Annotated in this window: 21 protein-coding genes and 1 pseudogene; 6 read left to right on the forward strand and 16 right to left on the reverse strand. The window is 49.4% G+C overall.

What is annotated here, in order from left to right:
- Positions 1-15: 15 nt before the first annotated feature.
- On the reverse strand, positions 16-1,176 hold the full coding sequence (locus tag MR847_RS01500) for a hypothetical protein (RefSeq protein ID WP_287722766.1): 1,161 nt from the start codon (positions 1,174-1,176) through the stop codon (positions 16-18).
- Positions 1,173-2,018, reverse strand: a complete 846-nt coding sequence (locus MR847_RS01505; RefSeq protein ID WP_287722767.1) for a TIGR02147 family protein — start codon at positions 2,016-2,018, stop codon at positions 1,173-1,175. Before MR847_RS01505 ends, MR847_RS01500 begins: the two co-directional genes overlap by 4 nt.
- 138 nt (positions 2,019-2,156) lie before the next feature.
- Between MR847_RS01505 and MR847_RS01510 the strand changes: the two genes are divergently transcribed.
- Positions 2,157-2,537, forward strand: coding sequence for a hypothetical protein (locus tag MR847_RS01510; protein WP_277000769.1), 381 nt, complete (start codon positions 2,157-2,159; stop codon positions 2,535-2,537).
- 66 nt (positions 2,538-2,603) lie between these two features.
- On the opposite strand, the gene MR847_RS01515 is transcribed toward MR847_RS01510, so the two are convergent.
- Entirely contained in the window at positions 2,604-3,104 is a 501-nt protein-coding gene (locus MR847_RS01515) for a hypothetical protein (RefSeq protein ID WP_287722768.1), read from the reverse strand.
- 36 nt (positions 3,105-3,140) lie between these two features.
- Here MR847_RS01515 and MR847_RS01520 point away from each other — a divergent pair, with 36 nt between their 5' ends.
- Positions 3,141-3,527: a hypothetical protein gene (locus MR847_RS01520; protein ID WP_106519647.1), complete on the forward strand. Its 387-nt coding sequence runs from the start codon at positions 3,141-3,143 to the stop codon at positions 3,525-3,527.
- On the opposite strand, the gene MR847_RS01525 is transcribed toward MR847_RS01520, so the two are convergent.
- From MR847_RS01525 to MR847_RS01540, 4 genes are all read right to left on the reverse strand, one after another.
- Complete coding sequence (locus MR847_RS01525; RefSeq protein ID WP_287722769.1) at positions 3,528-5,066, reverse strand: sensor domain-containing diguanylate cyclase; 1,539 nt, start codon at positions 5,064-5,066, stop codon at positions 3,528-3,530. It abuts the gene before it with no gap.
- Positions 5,067-5,274: 208 nt separating this feature from the next.
- A complete protein-coding gene (locus MR847_RS01530; protein ID WP_287722770.1) occupies positions 5,275-6,903 on the reverse strand; it encodes a DUF4832 domain-containing protein in 1,629 nt (542 codons plus the stop codon).
- A gap of 62 nt (positions 6,904-6,965) precedes the next feature.
- Positions 6,966-7,274, reverse strand: a complete 309-nt coding sequence (locus tag MR847_RS01535; protein ID WP_277000779.1) for a hypothetical protein — start codon at positions 7,272-7,274, stop codon at positions 6,966-6,968.
- Positions 7,255-7,395, reverse strand: coding sequence for a hypothetical protein (locus MR847_RS01540; protein WP_157797807.1), 141 nt, complete (start codon positions 7,393-7,395; stop codon positions 7,255-7,257). Before MR847_RS01540 ends, MR847_RS01535 begins: the two co-directional genes overlap by 20 nt.
- Positions 7,396-7,536: 141 nt before the next feature.
- Between MR847_RS01540 and MR847_RS01545 the strand changes: the two genes are divergently transcribed.
- Positions 7,537-8,697, forward strand: coding sequence for an FprA family A-type flavoprotein (locus MR847_RS01545; RefSeq protein ID WP_502798492.1), 1,161 nt, complete (start codon positions 7,537-7,539; stop codon positions 8,695-8,697).
- A 181-nt stretch (positions 8,698-8,878) separates the two neighbouring features.
- On the forward strand, positions 8,879-10,135 hold the full coding sequence (locus MR847_RS01550) for a Na+/H+ antiporter NhaC family protein (RefSeq protein ID WP_287722772.1): 1,257 nt from the start codon (positions 8,879-8,881) through the stop codon (positions 10,133-10,135).
- Positions 10,136-10,174: 39 nt separating this feature from the next.
- On the opposite strand, the gene MR847_RS01555 is transcribed toward MR847_RS01550, so the two are convergent.
- The 4 genes from MR847_RS01555 to MR847_RS01570 all read right to left on the reverse strand — a co-directional run bounded on the left by MR847_RS01555 (position 10,175) and on the right by MR847_RS01570 (position 15,015).
- Positions 10,175-11,212: a YeiH family protein gene (locus MR847_RS01555; protein WP_353846828.1), complete on the reverse strand. Its 1,038-nt coding sequence runs from the start codon at positions 11,210-11,212 to the stop codon at positions 10,175-10,177.
- A 103-nt stretch (positions 11,213-11,315) separates the two neighbouring features.
- Positions 11,316-12,212, reverse strand: a complete 897-nt coding sequence (locus MR847_RS01560) for a LysR family transcriptional regulator (protein ID WP_287722774.1) — start codon at positions 12,210-12,212, stop codon at positions 11,316-11,318.
- Between the two features lie 32 nt (positions 12,213-12,244).
- On the reverse strand, positions 12,245-14,161 hold the full coding sequence (locus tag MR847_RS01565) for a SulP family inorganic anion transporter (protein ID WP_100424461.1): 1,917 nt from the start codon (positions 14,159-14,161) through the stop codon (positions 12,245-12,247).
- A 71-nt stretch (positions 14,162-14,232) separates the two neighbouring features.
- Positions 14,233-15,015 (reverse strand): HAD-IIA family hydrolase, encoded by a 783-nt coding sequence (locus MR847_RS01570; RefSeq protein WP_100424462.1) that lies wholly within the window; start codon positions 15,013-15,015, stop codon positions 14,233-14,235.
- Between the two features lie 32 nt (positions 15,016-15,047).
- On the opposite strand from MR847_RS01570, the gene MR847_RS01575 reads away from it, so the two are divergent.
- The gene (locus tag MR847_RS01575) at positions 15,048-15,749 is read left to right on the forward strand and encodes an RsmE family RNA methyltransferase (protein WP_287722775.1); all 702 of its coding nucleotides are present in this window, start codon (positions 15,048-15,050) and stop codon (positions 15,747-15,749) included.
- Positions 15,750-15,756: 7 nt separating this feature from the next.
- On the opposite strand, the gene rnhB is transcribed toward MR847_RS01575, so the two are convergent.
- Together rnhB and purN are read right to left on the reverse strand one after the other, a co-directional pair.
- Positions 15,757-16,476, reverse strand: coding sequence for a ribonuclease HII (rnhB, locus tag MR847_RS01580; protein WP_277000798.1), 720 nt, complete (start codon positions 16,474-16,476; stop codon positions 15,757-15,759).
- A gap of 29 nt (positions 16,477-16,505) precedes the next feature.
- Complete coding sequence (purN, locus tag MR847_RS01585) at positions 16,506-17,090, reverse strand: phosphoribosylglycinamide formyltransferase (RefSeq protein ID WP_287722776.1); 585 nt, start codon at positions 17,088-17,090, stop codon at positions 16,506-16,508.
- A 66-nt stretch (positions 17,091-17,156) separates the two neighbouring features.
- On the opposite strand from purN, the gene MR847_RS01590 reads away from it, so the two are divergent.
- Complete coding sequence (locus tag MR847_RS01590; RefSeq protein WP_287722777.1) at positions 17,157-20,312, forward strand: GH116 family glycosyl hydrolase; 3,156 nt, start codon at positions 17,157-17,159, stop codon at positions 20,310-20,312.
- Between the two features lie 60 nt (positions 20,313-20,372).
- Here the strand turns inward: MR847_RS01590 and MR847_RS01595 are convergent.
- From MR847_RS01595 to MR847_RS01605, 3 genes and pseudogenes are all read right to left on the reverse strand, one after another.
- Positions 20,373-20,468: pseudogene (locus tag MR847_RS01595) on the reverse strand (IS3 family transposase); the annotation flags it as partial.
- Between the two features lie 203 nt (positions 20,469-20,671).
- Positions 20,672-22,573 carry a GAF domain-containing SpoIIE family protein phosphatase gene (locus MR847_RS01600; protein ID WP_100424467.1) on the reverse strand — a complete coding sequence of 634 codons (1,902 nt, stop codon included), beginning with the start codon at positions 22,571-22,573 and terminating at the stop codon, positions 20,672-20,674.
- Positions 22,570-23,088, reverse strand: a complete 519-nt coding sequence (locus tag MR847_RS01605; RefSeq protein ID WP_199189271.1) for an HD domain-containing protein — start codon at positions 23,086-23,088, stop codon at positions 22,570-22,572. Before MR847_RS01605 ends, MR847_RS01600 begins: the two co-directional genes overlap by 4 nt.

Here is a 23,088-nt window from a genome sequence, read left to right on the forward strand (position 1 = left end):
AAATTGATTTCTCTTTTACTTTTTAAGCTCCACGCGAAACACGTCCGAAGCGGAAGTTCCGTAGAAAACGACCTGATCGAGCCAAATGTCCGCAGATTCCGTCACAAGGAAGTTGATCGTCTTGATATTTGCGGCAATGCTTGCCCAGGTCGCATCATCCCCTGGAACAGCGGCGACCTGCGTCCATTCTTCTGCAGAAGGAATGTCGAATTCCATTTCCCAAATCAGGGATTCCAAATCCGCATCCATTCCGGCGAACTGCATAAAGACGTGCCCCGAGCCTTTCACGTAGAACGTCACACTGTCGACCTTCGAAAGATCGTAACCGTGCAGGCTGTCTTCAGAAGGCGGCGTTCCAATATTAAAGCCGACAAGCGCATACGGATTCTTGGCTGTCGAATCCATCGTGAAAGTTTCGTGCAGGCTCTTGTTCCCCGCATAAGCATCTTCCCGTGTCAAGCCGTGTTCCGGAAACGACGGCGAAATGACGCTCGTCGAATCTCCGTAGGTGAACCACCAGCCACTGCCGGTCAGAGCGTAAAAGAGGTTCGTGCCGCGATTGTCTTCAAAGTCGTCAATCAAGACGCTGTCCTTAGACGGCGCGTTCAAAAAGACCACCGTTTCCTCGTCCGAAACAAGCCGGGACTCGTTCCAGTACAAGTAAGACGTCTCTTCTGCGGAAAGGATTGCGTAATCCCCAGCCGGAATTCCTTCAAAGCGAAACGAGCCGTCCGACGCCACCGGGGCCTTGTAACTAGTGCCGTGCAAGTATACTTCCGAAGGAAGTTCCCCATTCTGTGCATTCAACGATCCCGAAAGCCTGGCGGGAGCGCGCACCGTATTCACAAGACTCGAATCGCCCGAAGCAAACGCAGAACGGGCAACACCTGCGTCCGAAGAAACTTCGACATGTCCGCCGTAATCCGGGCGCTTTTCAAAATAAGCTGTACCCGTGGAATCGGAAATCGCGCTGTCCTGCACCACGGCAGTCGCACTCACCAGGCGAACTCGAGCGCTCGGAATCGGCATTCCTGCTTCGCCCTGAATCACCACGGCGAGACCGTTTTCGGTTTCATCCCAAATGCCACGCCCTGCAGTCGAATCGTTTGAGCACGCGCTTAAACCGAACGCGCCAAGCGCGCCGCAAAGCATCGATGTCCAAGCGAGACTTTTCATTTCTTTGCAACCTTTGTAAACGCCACCGGGAAAAAAGCAGAAGCGAGCCGCATCACACGATCCGGATTTTCGACCTTTTCCACTCGGGCGCGGATTTCATCCCTTGCTGTACTTAAAATAGCAAGACAATCGCGGAAAGCGTCAGCATCGAGCGCCATATTGATCACATTTATATCCCGAAGCTCTTTTGTATGTAATTCAAGGCTCTGCATGGCAAGTTTCATCGATTCCGACTGATACGCGTGCACTTGTAAATTTTTATAAGCAGAGCCCGTAGTGAGCTTCAGATCGGTCAACGTCCAAAAGCCTTCCTCGTCGCGCTTCGCAAGGCCAAGCGTTTCGAGCAACTGAACAGATTTTTTGGCGATATCCGCAGAAATCGGCGGAGATACCATTTGACCGAGCGATTCGTAATCGTCCTTGACGCGGACAAAGCCTAGCAAGGTGCGAATGACGCTGTAATACCATTTGGAATAAAGTTCGAGCTGCGTATCTTGCAGTTTACGACTTTTAGACCCCCGCAAGGCAAGAGTTTCTGCAAAAAGACGACGTGTTTCGGATTCTCGACGGGAACGTCCGAGTTCCACAAGCTTCGTAAAATATTCCGCTTCACGGCCTTCGAGTTTTAAGTATTCCAAAAAACGCGGTAAAGCTTTTTTAGAAATGTGAAGTTGCTTTTGCAGAATGCGAAAAACCTGGCTCTGGTCGAGCCCCACCCCTTCTCCAAATACCTTATAAGAATACCACGGCGAAACCGCCTTCCGATGGTCGAAATAGGCCAATAGATATTCCCGGTAATCTAAAAAGTTAAAAAGCGAAAGCTTTTCCATCTGTGTATCCAAAAATCACTTCTCCCATAATTTACACAAAAAAATTCGCCTCGCCATAAACAACCGGATAAAGGTTTTGCAAAGAATTTTGCAATTTCGCCCAAAACCGATTTATATTCATAAAAGACAACACCTTAACAGGGGAAAAATATGGCACTGAAAAAAGCGACAATCACCCAAAAGACCACCGCAAAGAAGGCTACAGCGACCAAAGCCTCTCCCAAAAAGACCAGTATCAAAAAGACTGCAACACAAAAAAAGACGGCTATCAAGAAGACCGCCGCTAAAAAGACCTCAGCGAAAAAGACCATTAAAAAGGTAAAGCCGATCACGATTCTCGAAAAGGCGGCGACCGACGATGCTCTCGACTACATCAACGCAGCCTGCGAAGCTCTCGCAAACAAAGGCGACATTTCGCCCAAGTCTCTCCAGGAATTCGCCATGCAGATGTTTGCATTCGGCGTTTCTTCAGGCGCAAGCGTTGCAATGCTCGACCGCTTTAGCGAAATGGAAGATTACCTTTCGCTCTAATGCAAAATGCAGTGCAAATTTTGAAAAATTTTGCTTAGGAGAAGCCTGGATTTCGGTCCGGGCTTTTTATTTGATTTTTTCGGCCCAGGTTTCAAGCTTTTCAGCGGTATAAACGCTCTTTCCCATTTGAAGCATCTGCTCCAGTTCCCCGCCGAGTTCCAGAATTTCCTTTGGGGAAATCGTCGAAGACGTTTTGGAAACGAGAAAGTCAAAGGCTAAAAATTCCGAGGCATCCGGGTCTAAAAATTTTTGCAAAACCTCTGTCACGTTCCGCTGTTTTTTGAGCAGGGAGCGGCGTGCAAAAGCGTAAACGCCTGTTTCGTGGAGCAGCAAAAGTTCAAAGCGTTCTAAGCCGCGTTCCTTGGGAATCACGGCGTTCAACAGAATGCGGTAATAGCGGCCGTCTACGGAACAAGCCTCGCTCACGGCGCGTTCTAATGGATTCTGCGAAACGACTTTTTGGGTAAAAACCTGTACGGAAGTCTCCTTCTGCGGACGCCTGAACATTTTCCAAAGCACAGAACAAAGGAATACAAGCAACGCAATCAAAAATAACGGAGCCATCATGAATACCAATATACAATCTTTGACTATTATTTAGGCATGCAGATTTTTTTGAAGCTCTTCATTCGCGATTACGAAAAAGCGAAGACGGCTCTCCGCGTAAATCTCATCAACGGAGATCCGCAGTACGTGCACACGTGGAATTCGATTGATTTTCTTTCACAGTCCATCGATTCTTATCCGCGCGAAGTCTTGAAGGTATGGGCAGAGGTCGGCGAGAATTTTGACATGGAATCCTTTGAAACCCATGCGAAGGAACTTTCCCAGATTCTCGGCTGCCTCGTGGAAACTTCGAACGGTTTTTATAAGAACGGAGAATTTACAGGGAAAGCCTTAGAACTTTCTCCCTGTGATATTTTGGCCGCCGTTGTCGATTTTCGCAAAATAAACCTGCAATTCTGCATCGACAAGCACTGCAACGGGTAACTATTCCCGTTCCGCGTGACGCTCTTTTTTCAAAGCGTACATGCGTTCATCGGCTTCGTGCAGAATTTCATCATAGCTGCGCGTTCCATCCGTTTTAGAAATGCCGACGCTCACCGAAACGTGCAAGCCACCCGATCGGAACAAAGACATCACCTTTTGGTTGAGCAATTCACAAGCGGTCGCCATGTTTTCTTCTGATATCGGCTTTTCCAAAATCACGGTAAATTCGTCGCCACCCATACGAGAAATAATTCCTGTCGGGAAACATTCCTGCATGAACTTAGCAGAGTTCTGTAAAATTTCGTCCCCACGGCGATGTCCGTACTTGTCGTTCACCTCCTTGAAGTTATCGAGGTCCATGTACAAGAGTGTCATCGGACGTTTCGCGTTATTCTTCATGAAGTCTTCAAAATAACGGCGATTGTATAGCTGTGTCAGCGCATCGGTATTCGCCGCATTCAAAATCATCGTTTCGAAATTGCGCGCGATCGTCACATCTCGAAGAATGACAAAATAGCCGGAAACATTCTGGAAGTAGTCGATGATTTCCTGTTCGATAACGATGAAGTGATGATCCTTGTTGCCGATCTGGAGCACGTATTCATGTTCGCGGGAATTCGTTTTCAGGTTTTCGCTGTCATCGCTGACCTGCGTCATATTCCTCTCAAGCCACAGGTGGAAATCGAAATCCTGAATCTTAGCCTTATCGATGCCTACGAGTTTCCTAAAGCAGTCGTTCATCTTCAAGGTTTTCCAGTTCACATCGCAAAGGATTAGCGGGAACGGAATGTTTTCCACCAGAATGGAAAGTTCAAGTCCCATATTACCGAAGTCCGTCACGTCCTTGGCAACGCCGACCGTACCTTCGATGTTGCCGAACATATCGTACAAGGGGGTCTTGTAAGTCTTGAGCTGCTTCATGCCCTCGCTTGTCTTGAGCGGTTCGTCGAAAATGCAGGTTTTTCCCGCATTCATGGTGTCCGTTTCGGATTCCATGCAAACGAATTCGCCCTTCTTGTATTCCTCTTCGGAGATATCCCAGATGTAATAATGTCCGCGACCGCGAATGTCTTCTTTCGTCTTGTGAACGGTATTGCAAAATTCCTGGTTCACCATCATGTGTGCGCCGATTTTGTCCTTAAACCAGACAAGGTCCGGGACACTGTCTATTGTGCTCTTGAGCAGATTCTTGTAATGCCATGCGTCAAATTCCGACTGGAAATGCTTGAGCAATTTTTGAAAACGCGCGCGTCGCATTTCCGCTTTTTCGTGGAGCGGCCAAACGTTTAACAAGCCATCGAAGAAAGTCTCCACCGCCGAGGATTCCCCAAAGAAAATGGCTTCGGAAAGTTTCCGCTTGTTCTGCAAAGAACAACAAGCTTCTTCCGCAGAATCCGTCATCAAGACTTCAAAAGCATCTTCCGATGCCTGATCAAAAGAAATCGAAGTGTCCCACAAAAGAGGTTTTTCAACAGCAAAAGAACCCAATACACTCTTGTCTTCTGCCGAGTTTAAATGCAATGAAAAATTTAGTTTCATAGGCCCTTTCCTTCCCCTTTAAATAACTTTTCAACGATTTGAAGTCAAGATTTTCTATTTTATCAAATTGAAATTAGATTAAAAATAGAGGATTGATACCCAAGAGAGCCTATAAATTTACAGAATTTGGAAAAATTGGGGCGAGAAATTGAACAAGATGGCTCTCGCCATCTTCCTTCCTGCAAAAATGCTTTGGAATCAAAGCTATTCAAAAAGAAGAACCGTTCATGCGGTAAAGCAACTTTCCGTTGTGAACAACTGCATTCCAATGTTTTTTGACTTCTTGAATGCGAACAAAGTTGTTCTGAATCGAAGAATGCAACTTGGACCGAGCAATAGGCCGTGAAATAGAACTTTTTACGTTGTTATCGACAGTTACATCGCCGATAAACAACACCGGTTCCTCGAAACAGTGATAGGCGGAGACTTTTCCATTTGCAAAAGCGATATTTTCCACGTTCAAGAAAACGTGGTAATTTCCATTGTCAAGAGAAGTCGGAACCGAAATATCAAGTTCATGATTTCCGTCAAAAGTCGTCAAGGTATCCCCGCCGGAAATGGAAATTTTCCGGCTGAATACATTTCTAAAATCCAGATTCGGCAGCTCATAATCGAACTCAAAAGGGCAAACATCGAGCATACTCGAATCCATGTTTTGAACAAAGACGACTTTTGCAGCGACTTGACGGGTTAAATTTCCAAAGCCCACATTCTGAATGCGAAGCTTCGCTAAAAAAATTCCATCGTCGCCGATCGTATCGAGAAGTACGGATTCCCTTAAAACATAGCGGTAACCTAAGTGATCGTCGATGTATTTAAAACCGGTAACCGAGGAATCGTATTCAAAGTCCTTACCTTGGAACTTGACGTTTTTCCATGAATCAATCAATTCATGATTCCAGGCGATATTTAAATAACTTGTATGAGTCCGATAACCTTCGTAAGATAAATACTCCGGAGTGTTGATGACCTTGTAACCGGAAGCGGTTGTTAAGGCTTCCCCACCATAAGGCGTGTGAACACTGTATTTTTCGAGCCAGGCGACGCCCTCTTCACGGCAAATCGATGTAGCGCAGTCCGCGCCCCAAGTTCCATAATCGTATTCGGTTCCCAAATAGCCATCGTTGAACATTCCCACGCGGTAAAGCGTATCGCCTTTCGCTTTTGCGATTCTTTGAAACGCATCGCCTTCGATGTAAAAATCTACTCCCCAATTTTCAAATCCCAGCACAGCAGCGGAATAGTTGGCGGTTCTAGTCAGTATTTTTAGTTCAGATGGGGTATTTCGAAGCATCAGATTTACCGCTTCTGCAACACGGGGATAAGTGATGCTCGTATCGCTGTGCATTTCGCCGTATGCTCCGTGCATGCCCATTTCGAGAGCGAGAATCACATCCGTATTTTTGGATAACACAGGCGCAAGCTGCTCCACATGGCGCAACACCCATTTGTGTTCGGGAGTCACATTCCTTCTACCATTAAACCAAGGATCGTAACAAATGCGAACTATCACAAAGCCGCCATGATTACGGACATTGTCAAAAGTGGATTGAAGAGCATTCAAAGCGTCTTCGGTCAAATCTTGCGAAAAGCCCCAAGTCGTATCTCTTTTACCACCCGTGGAATCGATATTTATCCACGCTCGACTGCTAAATTCACTGATATCCGCACGCAAATGCAAAAGCTTGGGAGGATTTGTGACCGCCGTATTTCCGAACGGTTTTAAATGCAGTCCGCGATGATTATAAAATCCTCGATCAAAATTGGAAAGCGTTTGCCGCACATCTGTCGAATCGATTTTCTGCAAAACAAGTCCTGCTGCCCAAAGCGGTAACATTCCCCCAAGCACAAGCAAGATAATCACCCATTTTGCAAAACAAAGGCTCTTTGTCCACATACTTACAATATATCTTTTTTTGCAGAAAACGAGATTCCCGACGCCACAAGGAACGTCGTCGGCTGAAAGTTCCCCAAGAAATATTCATTCGGCTTCACCCGTTCCAGCGAATAGAACGTAGAAGACGCAAAGGCAAAAGCCCACGAAGCCACCGCCGCCGCGTACAAAAAGGCTCTCGACCGCAAATTCAAACCGTAATGCGAAAGGTAAAAGCCTGTCAGGTAAAAACCCGCAAAAGTCGTACAGCCCTGAATGCGAATATTCCTGTACAGGGTAAAATTCGCAAACATTTCAAGCAAATGGTTCGCCATCGGCAGCTACAAGCCGAAGTACATCGCCGTAAAGTTCTCGTTTTTTGAATTCCATCTTATCGATTCCACCCGGAATGACCATCGCCATACGAAATGGAATCGTAGTCATCCAAGGAATCATTTGCCCCGTATGAATGTTTTAAGGGCATTTTTTTACGAGATTTCTTTTGATGAACAGGAGCAGCGCCGTTCTGCGTTGTGACTTTATTTTCGTCTTCATTCGCCATGCAAAAAAAATAAATATTTTTACTCACGAGGTAATATTGTGAAGAATTTGAGTGAGAACATCCAGTACATTGGCGTTGACGATACCGACATCGACTTGTTCGAAGGCCAATACGTTGTGCCTGCAGGCATGGCATACAACTCTTTTTTGATCCAAGACGAAAAGATCGCGGTCACCGATACGGTAGATTTTCGCAAGGTCGCTGACTGGGAAGCTAACCTTGAAAAGGCTCTTGCTGGCCGCAAGCCCGACTACCTGATCATTCACCATTTGGAACCGGATCACGCCGGCGGAATCACGCGCTTTGTGGAATTGTACCCCGAAGTGACAATCGTCGCGAGTGCAAAGGCTTTCGCCATGCTCCCGCAGTTCATGGAACTCCCTGCAGAAACCAAAAAGCTCGCCGTCAAGGATGGCGACACGCTTTCCCTCGGCATGCATACCCTGCAGTTCATTACCGCCCCGATGGTCCACTGGCCAGAAGTCATCTTTAGCTTTGAACAGAGCGAAAAGGTGCTCTTTTCCGCAGACGCCTTCGGCAAATTCGGCGTGTACGACGCCGATCCAGATGACTGGGCATGTGAAGCCCGCCGATACTACTTTAACATTGTCGGCAAGTACGGCGCCCAGGTGCAGGCCGTTCTTAAAAAAGTGGCGCCTCTCGGGGTCCAAACGATTTGCCCACTCCACGGACCTGTTCTCGCCGAAAATTTGGAATATTACTTGGGCAAGTACAACACCTGGAGCAGTTACGTCCCCGAAGACAAGGGCGTTCTTATCGCCTTCACCTCGATTTACGGGCATACCGCCAAGGCTGCCGAAGTCCTTGCCAAGGAACTGGAAACAGCCGGAGTCGAAAAAGTTGTGGTTTCGGATCTCGCCCGCAGCGACATGGCGGAAGTGCTTGAAGACGCTTTCCGCTACGACCGCATGGTGGTCATGGCCCCGACTTACGATGCAGGCGTTTTTCCGGTGATGGAAGAATTCTTGAACCACCTGAAATCGAAAAACTACAGCAACCGCAAAGTGGGCGTTGTCGAAAACGGTTCCTGGGCTCCCATGGCCGCAAAGAAAATGACAGAAGCTCTTTCCGCCATGAAGAAAATTACTTTGTGCGAAACCACGGTGAGCATCAAGAGTGCCCTGAATGCGGATTCCACCGCAGCGCTGAAGCAGCTTGCAAAGGAATTGGTGTAAAGCCTAGGGGTTACTTGCGAAAGCGAGCGCCCCAAACCTTGTGTTGAGTCATATACGGCTTTCTGCAACCGAAGGCAGACTTTCCTCCGGCGACATCTGATTTTTAACCGCATGCGTTTGTGTCGTTTCTTATTTTTTATGCGAACATACACGCTTAAAATTCTCTCTAAGAAGATAAATAATGATACTTGTTCTCATCATGCTTATCGGGCTTCTACTTCTGATTCTCTACACCTATTTCCGTAAGTATTCTCTTCGACAAATTCTACGCATGTGCGGACAAGGCATTTTTACCACAAGAGGAATTCTTCGTTTATTTATAATGCTCGGTATATTGACCGCCTTGTGGCGCGCAAGCGGAACGATTCCTCTTTTAGTCAATTATTCGTTGCACTTGATTCACCCCGAAGCCTTTTTACTCATCGCATTTCTGTTAAACGGTGCCATGTCACTTTTAACGGGTACCGCTCTTGGTACGGCCGCAACGACCGGAGTCATCTGTGCCAGTGCTGGGCACGCTCTCGGGATTTCTCCCTGTTGGACAGGAGGCGCCATTCTTGCCGGGGCCTATTTCGGGAACCGACTTTCACCGATTTCTTCCATGGCTCTTCTTACGGCAAATCTGACGCAAACCGATATTTATAAAAACGTGCATCGAATGCTTCGAACGACCTGGCTTCCGCTGTTGCTCAGCTGCGGCATTTATTTGACTGTTGGTTTCAGCGGAATTTTTCAAAGTGATTCAGGAAATTTTTCTGCCGCAGATTGGCAAGGCCTTTTCGCTAGAGAATGTTCCCTTTCGCTGTGGAGTGTCTTGCCCGCCGTCTTGATGCTTGCGCTTTCGATTTTCAACGTCCGATCTTCACGTGTTTTGCTGCTCAGCGCCTGTGCGGCGATACCAGTCGCATTCTTTGCGGAAGGACATTCCTGGTTGAGCCTTTTGAAAATGCTGGTCTTTGGCTACACGTCTTCTGTGCCGGAGCTTTCCAAGATGATGAATGGAGGCGGACTCGTTTCGATGAAGAATGTTTTTTGCATCGTCCTGATCGCAGGCTGCTTTGGCGGAATTTTCAAAGGGACCGGGATGCTTTCGCCGCTTCAAGGCTTCATTTTCAAGATTTCACAAAAGTCAAATTCTTTTTTCGCTAAACTTTTAACCTCGATTTTTGTAGCCTGCATTACATGCAATCAGACGCTGACCATTATTTTGACGCATCAGCTGTCAGAAAATATTCCGAGTCAAGATCCAGCGTTGGATCTTTATGATTCCGCTGTTATCGTAATTGCGCTTGTCCCGTGGTCCGTAGCCACAGCCATGATTTTATCGCTAGCAGGGACGCCCTCTTCATCGGTTCTGTGCGCTTGTTTCCTTTACCTTCTCCCGCTTTCTCATCTTGTCCATTTTGGATGGCGAGCACAAGGACACAGTAAACTTTAGTTTCCTTGTTCTCGCGAGGCACGAAAGATGACCAAGAGCTTAGATTAGAACCGGAGCGAGGTATTTGGCGAGCGCATAACCGCCCAAAACAAGCCAGACATACAGAATCGTCGCCAAAATGAACGGTTTCGGTCCTGCCTGTTTGAATTTGTCAAAACTCGTTTCCGTTCCAAGTGCCGTCATTGCCATCGAAAGGAAGAACGTATCCACTGTTTCGATTCCGTGCAACAAAGTCGGACTCAAGAAATCAAACGAATTGAAAATCACCACGGCGAGAAATCCGAACGCAAACCATGGCACGGCGATTTTCTTTTTTCCCGCCTTGCCGTCTGTATCACCCAAACGGCCAGCCACAAAAAAGGCGAGCACGAGCAAAACCGGCACCAGATACATCACACGGATCATCTTCACAATGATCGCATTGCTTGCGATGACCGCATCTCCCGTACCGTTGCCAGCCCCCACCGCATGCGCCACTTCATGAATCGTCGAACCGATATAAAGCCCAGCCTGTTCCGGCAAAAGGTCCAAAACGCCATTGCGGTAAAGAATCGGGTAGAGGAACATCGAAAGCGTTCCAAAGAGCACGACCGTCGAAACGGCGACCGCCGTCTTGTAAGGCTTGGTCTTTAACGCCGCTTCCGCCCCAAGAACCGCAGCCGCACCGCAGATTGCACTTCCGCAAGACGTGAGCATCGCCGTTTCCTTGTCCATCTTCAACAAGCGCGAACCGATCAAGTATCCACCGCCAAGCGTCACTATCACAATGATCGCATCAATCACCAAAGCAGGCGCGCCAACCCCCACAATCTGCGTTAAAGTCAACCGGAAGCCGTACAGCACAATCCCCAAACGCAAAATCTTTTTCGAACAAAAGGCAACGCCCGAAGTCCAAGAGCTCGGCATCCCCTTTCGAAGCGTATTCGCATACACAATCCCGAGCAAAAGTCCCACAATCAGCGGACTTAAAGAAAGCGCCTTGACCGCAGGAATTCCGGCGATGACAAAAGCCACGCCCGTGATGAGGGCTATCCAAAGAATCCCATGAAAAAAGTCTATTTTATCTTTGCCAAGCATATTCACCTCGCTTGCTAGCTTCATTTTGCAAAACAAAACTTAGCAAGAGATCATTTTAGCGGGAAGTCTCCCCTTTGGAATAGTCCATAATCATTTGGTTATACTAAAGTTCTTTTTTGAAACGATTGACGAACTCAATAAAAGTCTGCACCAACGCCGGAGATTTGCCAAGCCTTTCCAAGCAAGAGAAGTACCGCGGCATCGAAAAGCTTGTAATGTCCACGACTTTGAACGTTCCCTGCAAGAGTTCCCGGTTGATCGCTCGCACAGAAACGATTCCTGCCGTATGGGAATTTTCCAAGTATCGTTTGATGCTTTCGGTACTGCCCAGCTGCATTTGAACATTCAAATCGCCAAAAGAAATTCCCCGCGACTCTAGCGCATGCTGAATGACTTCGAGAGTCCCCGATCCGTCTTCACGCAAAACGAGCGGTGTCACCTTCAACTCGTTCAAGCTGATTTCATCTCGCCGCGTCAAAGGGTTTTTCACATGCGCCACCAGAACGAGTTCATCTTTTAAGAAAGGCGTTACCCGAAGTCCTGCAGGTTCCGCATTGCTTTCAATAAAGCCCAGATCGATTTGACGTTCCCGCAGAGCATTTTCGATGACCGTCGAATTTTCGTTCTGCAAAGAAATGGTAACCTGGGGAATTTTTTCGTTGAACTTGGCTAGAATCGGCGGAAGAATGTACTGGGCGATTGTCGTACTCGCGCCTAACCGAAGCGTTCCCGCATGCTTTTGCTGCAAAAGTCCAAGCTCGTAATTCAACGCCTCATACGATTCTAGGATCTGTTCTGCATATTTTAAGAAAACTTCCCCTTCGCGCGTCAAAAGAAGCTTGGAACCGGCCCGTTCAAAAAGGCGAACCTTCACATCTTCTTCCAGTTCATGAATCCGTTTGGTTACAGCAGGCTGACTGATACCGAAACGCTTTGCCGTCTGCGAAAAATTCAACAGCCGCGCTGCCATCACAAAAACTTGGAGCTTCAAATCGTTCATAACTAAAAGTAATAGTCACTCACAACCGTTTCCTATTTCTTCATCCACGGGAAGATCTTGTTCATCATCGAGTGGAAAGTATCCTTCTTGTCGAGAACCTTCGGAATGTCCATCGCCTGCGTTTCCGAAATGGTTTCCGCGATGACTTCGGTCGTTTCTTCTGCAATCTTTGCGTTTGCATTTTCCGGCACCCACGGCTGTTGCACGTTGCGTTCCCAATCCACACTCGGCGTAGTCGGAGCTGCGGCAACGATCGGAAGGCCGAGGATTTCACGGGCGCGATTCAGGGCGGCGTCAATATTTGCAAGCACGTTCTGTTCACCGATATCCCTTAAAACTCCCGCCTTCGAAAGTGCAACGATCGGCTGGGAATGCACACCGGAAAGCAAAAGCTGCGTTCCCTGGGCACGGCACTTCATAAGCAAGCCTTCGATCATCTGAATGCCCGCAGCATCGATCGACGGCACCTGACGCATACGAAGCACTAAAATCTTCGGGTGAGAGCTAGTCATATCCAATGCGGTCTTGAACTTTTCTACCGCACCAAAGAAGAGCGAACCCATGATTTCGAACACAGCAACACCCTGCGGAACCTGACGGCTTGCAATGTTGTTCGGGTCCGCCAGTTCTTCATCATGCTCCTGAAGTTCCTGCGTCACACATTCGACTTCAGCCACATCCGACATGCGACGGATAAAGAAAATCGCCGCAAGCAGCACACCGACTTCGATTGCAATCGTCAAATCCATCACCACGGTCAGCGCAAACGTCACCAAAAGAACCGTGACATCGCTCTTCGGAGCGCCCTTCACCAGCTTCACAAAGTTCTTATAACCACACATGTTGAAAGCCACCTGGAAAAGCACCGCAGCGAGAGCCGCCATCGGAATCATTTCCGCATACTTACCAAAGATCAGCATGATGAGCAAAAGAATCACCGCATGCACCAAACCGGAAATCGGGCTCACTGCACCGTTCTTGATGTTCGTCGCGGTACGGGCAATCGCACCCGTCGCCGGAATACCGCCAAAGATCGGAGAAAGCACATTTGCAATACCCTGACCGACAAGTTCCGTATTCGAACGGTGACGCGTACCCGTCATACCGTCCGCCACGACTGCGGAAAGGAGGGATTCAATCGCACCGAGAATCGCGATCGTAAGCGCCGGTTGGAACACCTGACGCATCATATCCAAACTGATGTTCGGCAAATGCGGAACCGGGAAACCCGTCGGAATGGAATTTTTGGAACCGATGGTCATCACGCCATGTGTTTCATCCCAGCCAAGAACCTTCACAATCACGGTCGCCACGATAATCGCAATCAAGGAGCCCGGAATCTTCGTCGTAATCTTCGGCCAAACAAGGCAAATCGCCAAAGCCACTACACCGATTAACACCGAGAAGACGTTCGTCGTCATGAGCGACTTTGCATAAAGAGCAAGCTTGCCAATCGCATCTGCCGGTTCCGAAACGCCTGCGCCAAACTGCAAACCCAAAAAGTTCGGAACCTGACCCAGAGCGATGATAATCGCAATACCCGCCGTAAAGCCCACCGTCACAGGGAATGGAATAAATTTGATGACCCCGCCAAGCTTTGCCACGCCAAAAATAACCAGCATGACGCCCGCCATAAGCGTCGCCGTCGCAAGGCCATCGTAACCGTATTTCGCCACGATGCCGTAAACAATCACAATGAAAGCGCCCGTCGGACCGCCTATCTGGAAGCGGCTACCGCCAAAGAACGAAATAGCAAAGCCCGCAATAATCGCCGTATAAAGCCCCTTTTCCGGACCCACGCCCGAAGCGATCGCGAATGCAATCGCAAGCGGCAAAGCGAGAATGCCGACAATCAAACCGGACATCAAATCCTGGGTGAATTTTTGCTTAGAGTATCCCTTGCGCAGGGATTTAAAAAGTTCTGGTGTATAATGGGGCAGCATTGACATGATGCGCCAAATTTAGAAAACGGCACTTTTGTTTTAAAGTGTTTACAAGCTCTTTTTTTTAGGGGCGAAATTTAGAGAATGAGCTTATCGAAATCGATATCGGAAACCTGCTCCGCAATGATATCCGGCTGTCGAGCAAGCCTTTGGACGTCTCGGTACTTGGTTTCGCCACAGAGCACCAGAGCAAAATGGCAGCCCGCACGTTGAGCAAGTTCAAAGTCCGTGTACAGGCGATCGCCCACAAAAAGAATCTGTTCCGGCGGCAAATGATCCATAATAGGAGAAAGCATTTCCGGATTCGGTTTGCCAAAAATGCGGGACGGTTCGCGACCGGTCGCCGACTTGAACATCGCCATGAAGCTTCCAATGTCCGGAACGGGTCCGAGTTCATCGGGGCAAACGAAGTCCGCATGCGTCACCCAGAAATCCGCACCGCGTTCAAGTCTCCACGCAACTTCGCAGAGTTCCCTATAATTAAAGGAAGAATGGTAAGCGACGAGCACGAGTTCCGTTTTATCCATCGGAGCATGCAAGTCCAAGCTCGGATCTTCCGCAGCAAACCATTCAACCACTTCCGGATTCGCGAACAGGTAAATGTTCTTGATTCCTTTTTTGTGAATTTCCGAAAGGGCGAAAGTCATCGCCGAAAGGATACGGTCCTTGGACTGAATCGGCAGACCCATGCGCAAAAGACGGTTCGTATAGAACACGAGCGATTTACTCGTATTATTCGACATATAATAGACAGGAACCTTCTCGGCGACCTTCTGAACCGTTTCCACGGCCTTCGGATAAGGTTTTCCCGAAAGGTAGAGAGTTCCGTCTAAATCGAATGCGACAGCCTTAATTTGCATAGTGGATTGAATTTAGTATTTATTTTTGGGGCATGAAATCACCTGATACCCGTTTTTACGTTCCTGAGCTTACCACAGGCACCCTTTCCCTTTCGGGCGAAGAAAGCGCCCACGCGATTCGCGTTTGCCGCGCCCGCCCGGGAGACGTTCTGAACCTGACCGACGGAAAAGGACACTTTGCGAAAGGCATCGTGGAAAAAGCGGACACAAGAGATTGCCAGCTAAAAATCGAAAAGCTTGAAACTTCCGACCGTACAAAGCCGAAGTTGCATCTGGGACTCGCCTGCCTCAAGGACGACGCAAACGAAGAAGTCGCCTTGCACGTGAGTGAAATGGAAGTCGCAAGCATAACGCTTTTGCGCACGGAACATTCCGAAGAGCCGAAAGATTCCAACTTGCAGAAAGTCGTCCGCCGTTGCGAACTCAAGGCACTTGTCAGTTTAAAGCAGTCGCTAAAGGCTTGGCTCACCGAAATCCGCGGCCCGATTCCGTTTGAAGAATGGTTAAAGGCTTATGACGGCGATATTATCCTTTGCGATATGGACGGCGAAGATTCCATCGGCGAAGTGACCAAGGATACGACGCTTCTCGTCGGACCGGAAGGCGGATTTTCCCATCAGGAAATTGAAAAAATCCAGGCTTATTCCCGTGGCGAAGTCAAACTTTTAAAACTGGGAAAGACCCGTTTACGTGCGCGAACCGCTGCCATCGTGGGCATCGGAAAGATGGTCTAAATCCAAATCAGAACAGTTCTGTCTGCAGGCTTTTCGGGTGGAAGCTCTTGCGGTGTTCCGGCGTCATGCCGAGTTTGCGAATGCCTTCGAGGTGCGCCTTGGTGCCGTAGCCCGCATTCTTTTCAAATGCGTAGCCTGGATACTTTTGGGCGAGATTATCCATGTAGCGGTCACGGTAAACCTTGGCAAGAATCGAAGCGGCGGAGATGCTTGCGACGCGTCCGTCGCCTTGAATGATCGCAATCTGGTTTTCTTCGGGGACACCGCGGATCTTTAAGTTTCCATCGACCGCAATCAGAAGCTTTGTATTCTGCGGAAGCAGCCCCTTGACTTCGATCGGGAGCTTTGGTTTTGAAGCCTTAAGGCCCGGAAATCCGAGAGCGCTTAAAGCGCGTCGCATGGCGAGGAAGTCCGCTTCGAGAATGTTGAATTCATCGATTTCTTCGGCGCTCGCACTGGCGATGGCGTAGCAAAGGCATTCCTCTTTAACGGTATCGAACATGGCTTCACGCTTTTTACGGGTGAGCTTTTTCGAATCGTTTAAAGAAGAATCTCCTGTCGGATTTTGGAGGACCGCGGCGCAGACGACGACTGGCCCTGCGAGAGGTCCACGGCCCACTTCATCGATGCCGATGATGCAGACGTTCGGATAATTTGTGCGCAAGGCGATTTCCCCTTCAATCGGGGTCGTCGTGTTTTCTAAAAATTCAGGCGGTTTGAATTTCATCGTATTGCCCAAGTGTTATCGCAAAGAAGTCATAAAGACCGTGCGTAGTCACGGAGCGTCTTCCAAAAAAGAGCGTGTTCCTGCACAAGGACGCGAGCGGCAAGATCTTCGGGGCTGTCCGCTTCAAGGACCGGTACCTTCGTCTGCGCGAGCGTTCTTCCACTGTCGATTTCACTTGTCACTAGGTGAATGGTCGGGCCGCTTTCCTTTTCGCCAGCGGCAATGACCGCCTGATGCACACGGATTCCGTAAAAGCCTTTACCACCGTACTTCGGAAGCAGCGCCGGATGCACGTTCAAAACGCGATCCTTCATTTTGTCGAGGAATGAATCCGGAATCTTTTTCATATAACCGCAAAGGGCAACGAGATCAACCGGGTGCTCTTCCAAGACATTCAACAACGCCTGTTCGTAATCCGCTTCATTCGGATGCGTCTTCGAAGAAATATGGTAAACCGGAATTCCATGTTCCTTGGCACTCTGTGCCGCACCGCAATCCGCATTGTTCACAATTAAAAATTCACAGGAACCTTCCAAGGTTCCATCTTCCGCATGGGAAAGGAGGGAGCGAAAATTACTGCCACCACCCGAAGCAAATGCACCAAACTTAAACATGCGCCAAAAATAACTTTTCTAAATTAATTGCGAAATAAAATATCAACAACCATAGGAAATCTCCTCATGACATTTGATAAATATCTCGAATCCGCCAAGTTGCACGGCAACGTGAAAGACTTGATGACCAAGGGTCTCGCCGTGGAATTCATTCAGCCGTGGTACACCCCTCTCACCACGACTCCGGCAACGACGGGTATTGCCGTCGGCGGTATCGGCAGCACATATACAGTGACTCCGGCCGGTACGACTCCGGTGACGGGCCTGATTCCGGGCGTTCAAGTCCGCACGGAAAACCCGAACGACATGCGCCTGCAGAACGCTTTCTATCGCGAATCTGTGATCGACAAGAAGGCTCCGCTCGCCATTCGCAGCTTCTTTGAATTCTGCCGTAAAAATCAGTTCTACACCTTGAAGGATGCACAGGGCAACGCTCTGTTCGAATGCAAAAACGAAAAGGAAACCTTGAAGAAGGTCGAAGCCGTACTCGCCGACAAGAAGTTCTGGGAAACGAACAAGGACGCTCTCCTCCGCTGGCACACGGAATTCAGTCCGCGCACGCAGGCGATGATCGAAGCCGGCATCACGACTTCCCCGGAATTCAACCGTGCTGTTCTCATCGACTTTTTCGACGGCGAACTCGGTGAAATAGTCGAAAGCAAAGGCGCTCTTACCGGCGCATTCGGCGACGAAACCGAATTCCTCGGCGAAAAGGGCTATGACGCTCAGAAGATGGATTACACGGCAGAATATCCGCTTTCCCGCACCCAGTACAAGGGTCAGAAAGGCGTCCAGATTACCCGTTACCAGTACAGCTACGTTCTCCCGAACAACGAACGCATTTCGAGCCTTCCGGTGAGCGCCACCCGTTACGAACTCGTGAACCCGACAAAGCAAGTCCGCGAAGTGACGCTCGTGCAGATGCAGGAAAACTACTGCGGTTACCAGGTTCGCAAGGATCGTGAAAGCGTCCAGGACTCTTCCTTTGTGCTCGTCCCGGCCGCTCGTGATCCGATGGGCGTCGAATTCAATTCGACTCTCGCCGACGGTCGCATGGTGAAGGGTGTCGAATTCTTCAACAAGAACGTCCTTTCCGAAAGCGACTTCGACGGTTGCATGGGCATTTCCGCTACGTGGAATCCGAAGGACGATGTGAACGTCACCACGAAGCCTCTCTTCTACCGCAACGATCAGAAGACGGTTCTCGCAGGCGCCCTCCACAGTGGCCGCGTTTCGCAGACCTTCGTAAAGAACGTCTACAGCGGCCGTGAAACCGTCGCTGGTGCAATCGTCGCCACGATCCGTTTGAAGCCGAAGGCAAAGGCTACGGTCCAGTTCAACACGGTCCTCGACTTTGCACACATCCGCTTCCACGGTGCACAGGAAACTTTGAAGAAGTACACAGTCTTCTATCCGGAATCCTTTGGCCGCGTCCAGGCGATGCTATCCGAAGCTCTAAGCTTTGACGCTGAATTCGAAAAGACCTTTGGTGAAGCTTACCGCGCACTCGCTCCAGAAAAGGCTTTGGCAAAGCTCTTCCCGAAGGACAAGAAGAAACAGGCGGAATTCCGTTCCCTTGCTCTCAACACGCTGAGCTTTATTCCGGAAGCCACGGTCTGGGACAAGGACGACAACTTTCTCGTTCGCGAATGCGCGGACTATCCGTTCTTCAACTCTCTCGACGTTTACTTTTACGGCAGTTTCTCGCTCCTTGCCCTTTTGCCGCGTCTCGATGGCGAAGTGCTGAAGCGCTTTGGCGATGCAATCCTCGCTGAAAATATGACCCGCCGTCGTCACCACGAATATGTGAACCATCCGTATGCAGACCTTCCGCAGGCAAAGCTCGAAGGTCCTCTCGCCGTGACCGGCGCCGTGATTCACGACCTAGGAAGCCCGTTCGTTCCGCATGCCGACGCTTATGACTGGCATAACGTAAAGGAATGGAAGGATCTCGCTCCGAAGTATGTGTTGATGGTTCTCCGTCATTACAAGTTCACCGGTGAAAAGGCAGTCGTCGACGCTTGCAAGGACGCTGTCTACGCCAGTATGGAATATCTGGAAAAGATGGTCGCCGAAGGCGAAAACTTCCCGCTCACCCACGGAACGGACGACACCTTCGACAATCTTTCTTCGAACGGCATTTCCGTTTACTGCGGTTCCCTCTGGATCGCCGGTCTCCGCGCTGCGGCCAAAATCGCAGAACTCGAAGGCGATTCCGCTCGTGCCCTCGACTGGAACAAGAAGGCCGACGAAGCGGAAGCCGAATTCCACTCCGCCCTCTGGGATGAAAAGGAAGGCTACTTCCACTTCTTCGCGACCCCAATCGAAGCGAAGGACGTGAACTTCGAAAACTTCGACAAGGTTGTGGAAGCTCTCGCCGACCTCGTCCCGCTTTCCGGCAGTGACACGCAGAAGCTCCGCGAACTGAACGACTGGCTCGACTTCAGCGAAATTCCGGAAGACGAAGAACTTTCGAAGCTTGAACTCCGCAAGTGGAAGAAAACCTGGCTTTACAGCACCGCTCCAGAAGCCTTCACGGATTCCTTCAAGGCAAAGATCGATCTCGATTCCGACGACGTCTTCGCCGACTCGATGCTCGCCGACACCTATCTCCGTCTCCTCGACTTGAAGCCGATTACCGACGAAGAAAAGGGCGCACGTACTCTCGACCGCATCTTCAAGACGAACTACAAGAAAAATTCCCCGCTGCTCGGCGCCGCAAACCTTGTTCACAAGGACGGTTCCCCGCTCGACGAATTCAACTTCCAGGCTCATGACGTTTGGATCGGTATTCAGTACAGCATCGCCAGCGGTCTCATTCTCCACAAGAACTTCGATGAAGCCCGCGACCTCGTGGAAAGCATGGTCCAGAACCTTTACGAAGAAGCGAAAATCCCGTTCGCCGCACCGGAAGGCTTCAACGGTTCCTGCCGTCTCCACGAAGACACTCTCGAAAAGGCTGGAGTTTCCGCTTCCGCAGCCAAGACGCTCATCGCCGAACTCGTGAAGAAGAAAGCCCTTCTCCCGGATCAGCGTATCGCTCCGACTCTCACGACGAACCTCTCTTCGTTCAAGAAGTCCTACGGCGCTCTCGCCAAGAAGGCTAAGATTTCGGAAGAAGACCTGTTCACGCTGCTCCACAGCACGGCACTCAAGTACACGGCCGGTAAGTATTTCCGTCCGGGCATGGTGTTCGCCCTGTTCGAAGCTCTGAACAAGTAATTCGGAATTGAAAAATTCAAAAAGCCTCCCCGCTGAACTGACCCCAAAAAGTTGGACGGTTTAAAGTTGGGATAAAACTGAGTTATGAGTCCGGTATTGCACCGGGCTCATTCCTTTTAGGCGCTGTTTTATTCGGTCATTGTTGTAATACGATATATCAGGTGTAAATAAACTTGAAGCCGGAGTGTCTGCGGAAACAGGGCATATTCCGTAGGGTTTTGAGGTTTTAAAATGAGGAGATTCTAGATGAAAACGATTCAGAAATTTGGCTTGGTGAGCGCGGGCTCGGCCCTGTTTGCCTAAAAATATATTTCGGGCTAAAATGCTTTTGGCAAAGCTCAATCGGTTTCTTGTTTCCTTTAGAACTTCATCACGAGAATCGTGATATCGTCTGCCTGCGGTGCGCCGTGAGCAAAGGACTTGAGCTCTTCGAGAAGCGCCAAGCGGATTTCGTTTGCAGACAAAGCCTGGTACTTTTCGACAAATGCCTTCAAGCGTTCAAGGCCGAACATTTCGCGTTTTTCGTTTGCCGTTTCCGTTACACCGTCCGTGTACAGCAAAACGGTATCGCCCGGTCTCACGATCAGGGACTTTTCACGAATGATCTTGCTGTTGTCATCGATCATACCGAGTGCAATTCCACCGCTCTTGATGGTATCGAGCGAATTGTCCATCTTCTTAAAATGCAGAATGTGTTCGTGACCGCAGCTCGTGTAATGCAAAGCCTTCGAACGCGGATTCCATTCAAAGAAGAGGAGAGACGCGAACATCGTTTCGGAAATGTGCCCCGCCAAGTCCGAATTCACACGCACAAGGGCTCGGTAAGAATTCACAAAGTAACGGCACTCCGCATGCAAGAAGGCATAGAGCGAAGTCATCACCATGCCCGCTGGAACGCCTTTACCCGAAACATCACCAATGACAATACCCAAGTTTCCGTTCGGCAAATTCAAAAAGTCGAAGTAGTCGCCTCCGATTTCCTTTGCCGGAGTCATCGAGCCTGCCAAAGAAATACCGTCGAATTCCGGAATCTTGTGCGGCAAAAGTCCCGACTGAATGTGGAAGCCGAGCTGCAGTTCCGCCTGGGTTCGCGCCTGGTTCTGACGTTCCATCACGGCTTCGTTCGCCTTGAGGATCATCGTGGCATAGTGGGCAAAGTTCTGCACCAAGTAGTAATCACTTTCAGAGAAGTAACGTTCGTAAAGCTTGTTTTCTACAACAAGGACACCTAGCAGCTGCTGGTTAAAGTTCAGCGGTTCAAGGATGAGCGAGCGGATGTTCGCGGCTCGGCTTCCGAGAGAAAGAATACGACCGTCCTGGCTTGCGAAAGGCACGTACGTTCCGATTCGAGACATGCCGCATTCCCAGACGATGTTATCGTGTTCGCTGATGTTCTGCGAAAGAGCGATTTCCTTGAGCGTTTCCACGTGGGTAAAGCTCATTTCGTTTCCACGGACAAGCGGGAAGAAGACACCGTAAATATCCGAGCAGCGGAAGAGCTGTTCCTTTTCGTCCCAGATGTAAATGGCGGCGGATTTCGCTTCGATACCCTGGGCGAGGTTCGTGAGGAAGTTCTGCAGGGATTCGTGCAAATCCGAGAAGTCGTTCACGGTTTCGCCCATTTTCGTCACAATCTTGTGATTCATCTTGCGTTCTTCGTCATGCTGCACGATCATGCGGTCCTTGTGTGCAATCCAGTTGCGGTAACGGCACATGAACACATAGCCAATCTGCGCAATAAAGAACAAACGGAACAGCGGCAAAACAAGGAAGGTACTGATGATAAAGAAGTAGAATACGAGATGGATCCGCGTCTTCGGGTAGTACGACAGCGACGAGTACAGGCGGTCAAAATAGAAGACGACCAAAGCCCCGACGATCAGCGGAATCAAAAATACCGGTGGACGCAGAATGTGGAAGCAGACGACATTGCTTACGATATAGATCAAGAACGCTACAATCGACCGCACCCGGTAAGATTTTCGGATCGGCTCCACCGCTTTACGGTTTTCTTCCCGAACAAACAGGAACATGAAGGAGAGCATCATAAAGATGTCGCCGATTGGATTCAGCGTCCAGAGGACTGGATGTTCTGCCATGAAACGGGTAAACACACTGTTCCACAAAACCATGTAGCACGCAAAGGCGAGCCACGGCAGCTGGCGGGCAGCCGGACGTTTTCCATGAAGCTCCACCAGCATCATGAAAAGCGGGAACGCCGAGAGCAGCGGAAACAGCGAAAGAAGGATATTATAAATCACTTGGGAAAAATAATAAAGGATTCGGTTCTAAGCCAATCCCGATGTTTTTCAATGGGAATTTTCTGCAACTTCGCGGCGAGTTTCTTGCCGAAGTCCGTCGCCATCTTGTTGGGATCTGGGACAATCTGCACACGTCCCAAGTCTAAACGGTCGGCGTCATAGCAGGCATCGATTGTCGGATCGCCCGAAGCTGGTTCGACCGTATGATTTCGACAGGCGTGCAAGAGCTTTTCAAAGCGATCATCATCCAGCTGAAAATATTTGCCTCGGAGTTCTTCGGCAAAATTCGCTCCACGGGGACCGTGCTCCTCGTCATAGCCATCGTGTACACGTCTCGAATCATGGAAAAGGGAAAAGAGCCGCACGACCGTTTCATCGGCGTGCGTTTTTTTCGCAATCAGGAGTCCGTTGAATTCCACCTGATGCCAATGTTCAAGCCCATGAACGGAATTTCGATCAAACAGGCGGTTTTCGTAAATGAATTCTTCGAGAGCTGCGAAATTCATTTCTTCCAT

The organism is Hallerella sp. (assembly GCF_022776125.1).
GTDB lineage: Bacteria > Fibrobacterota > Fibrobacteria > Fibrobacterales > Fibrobacteraceae > Hallerella > Hallerella succinigenes.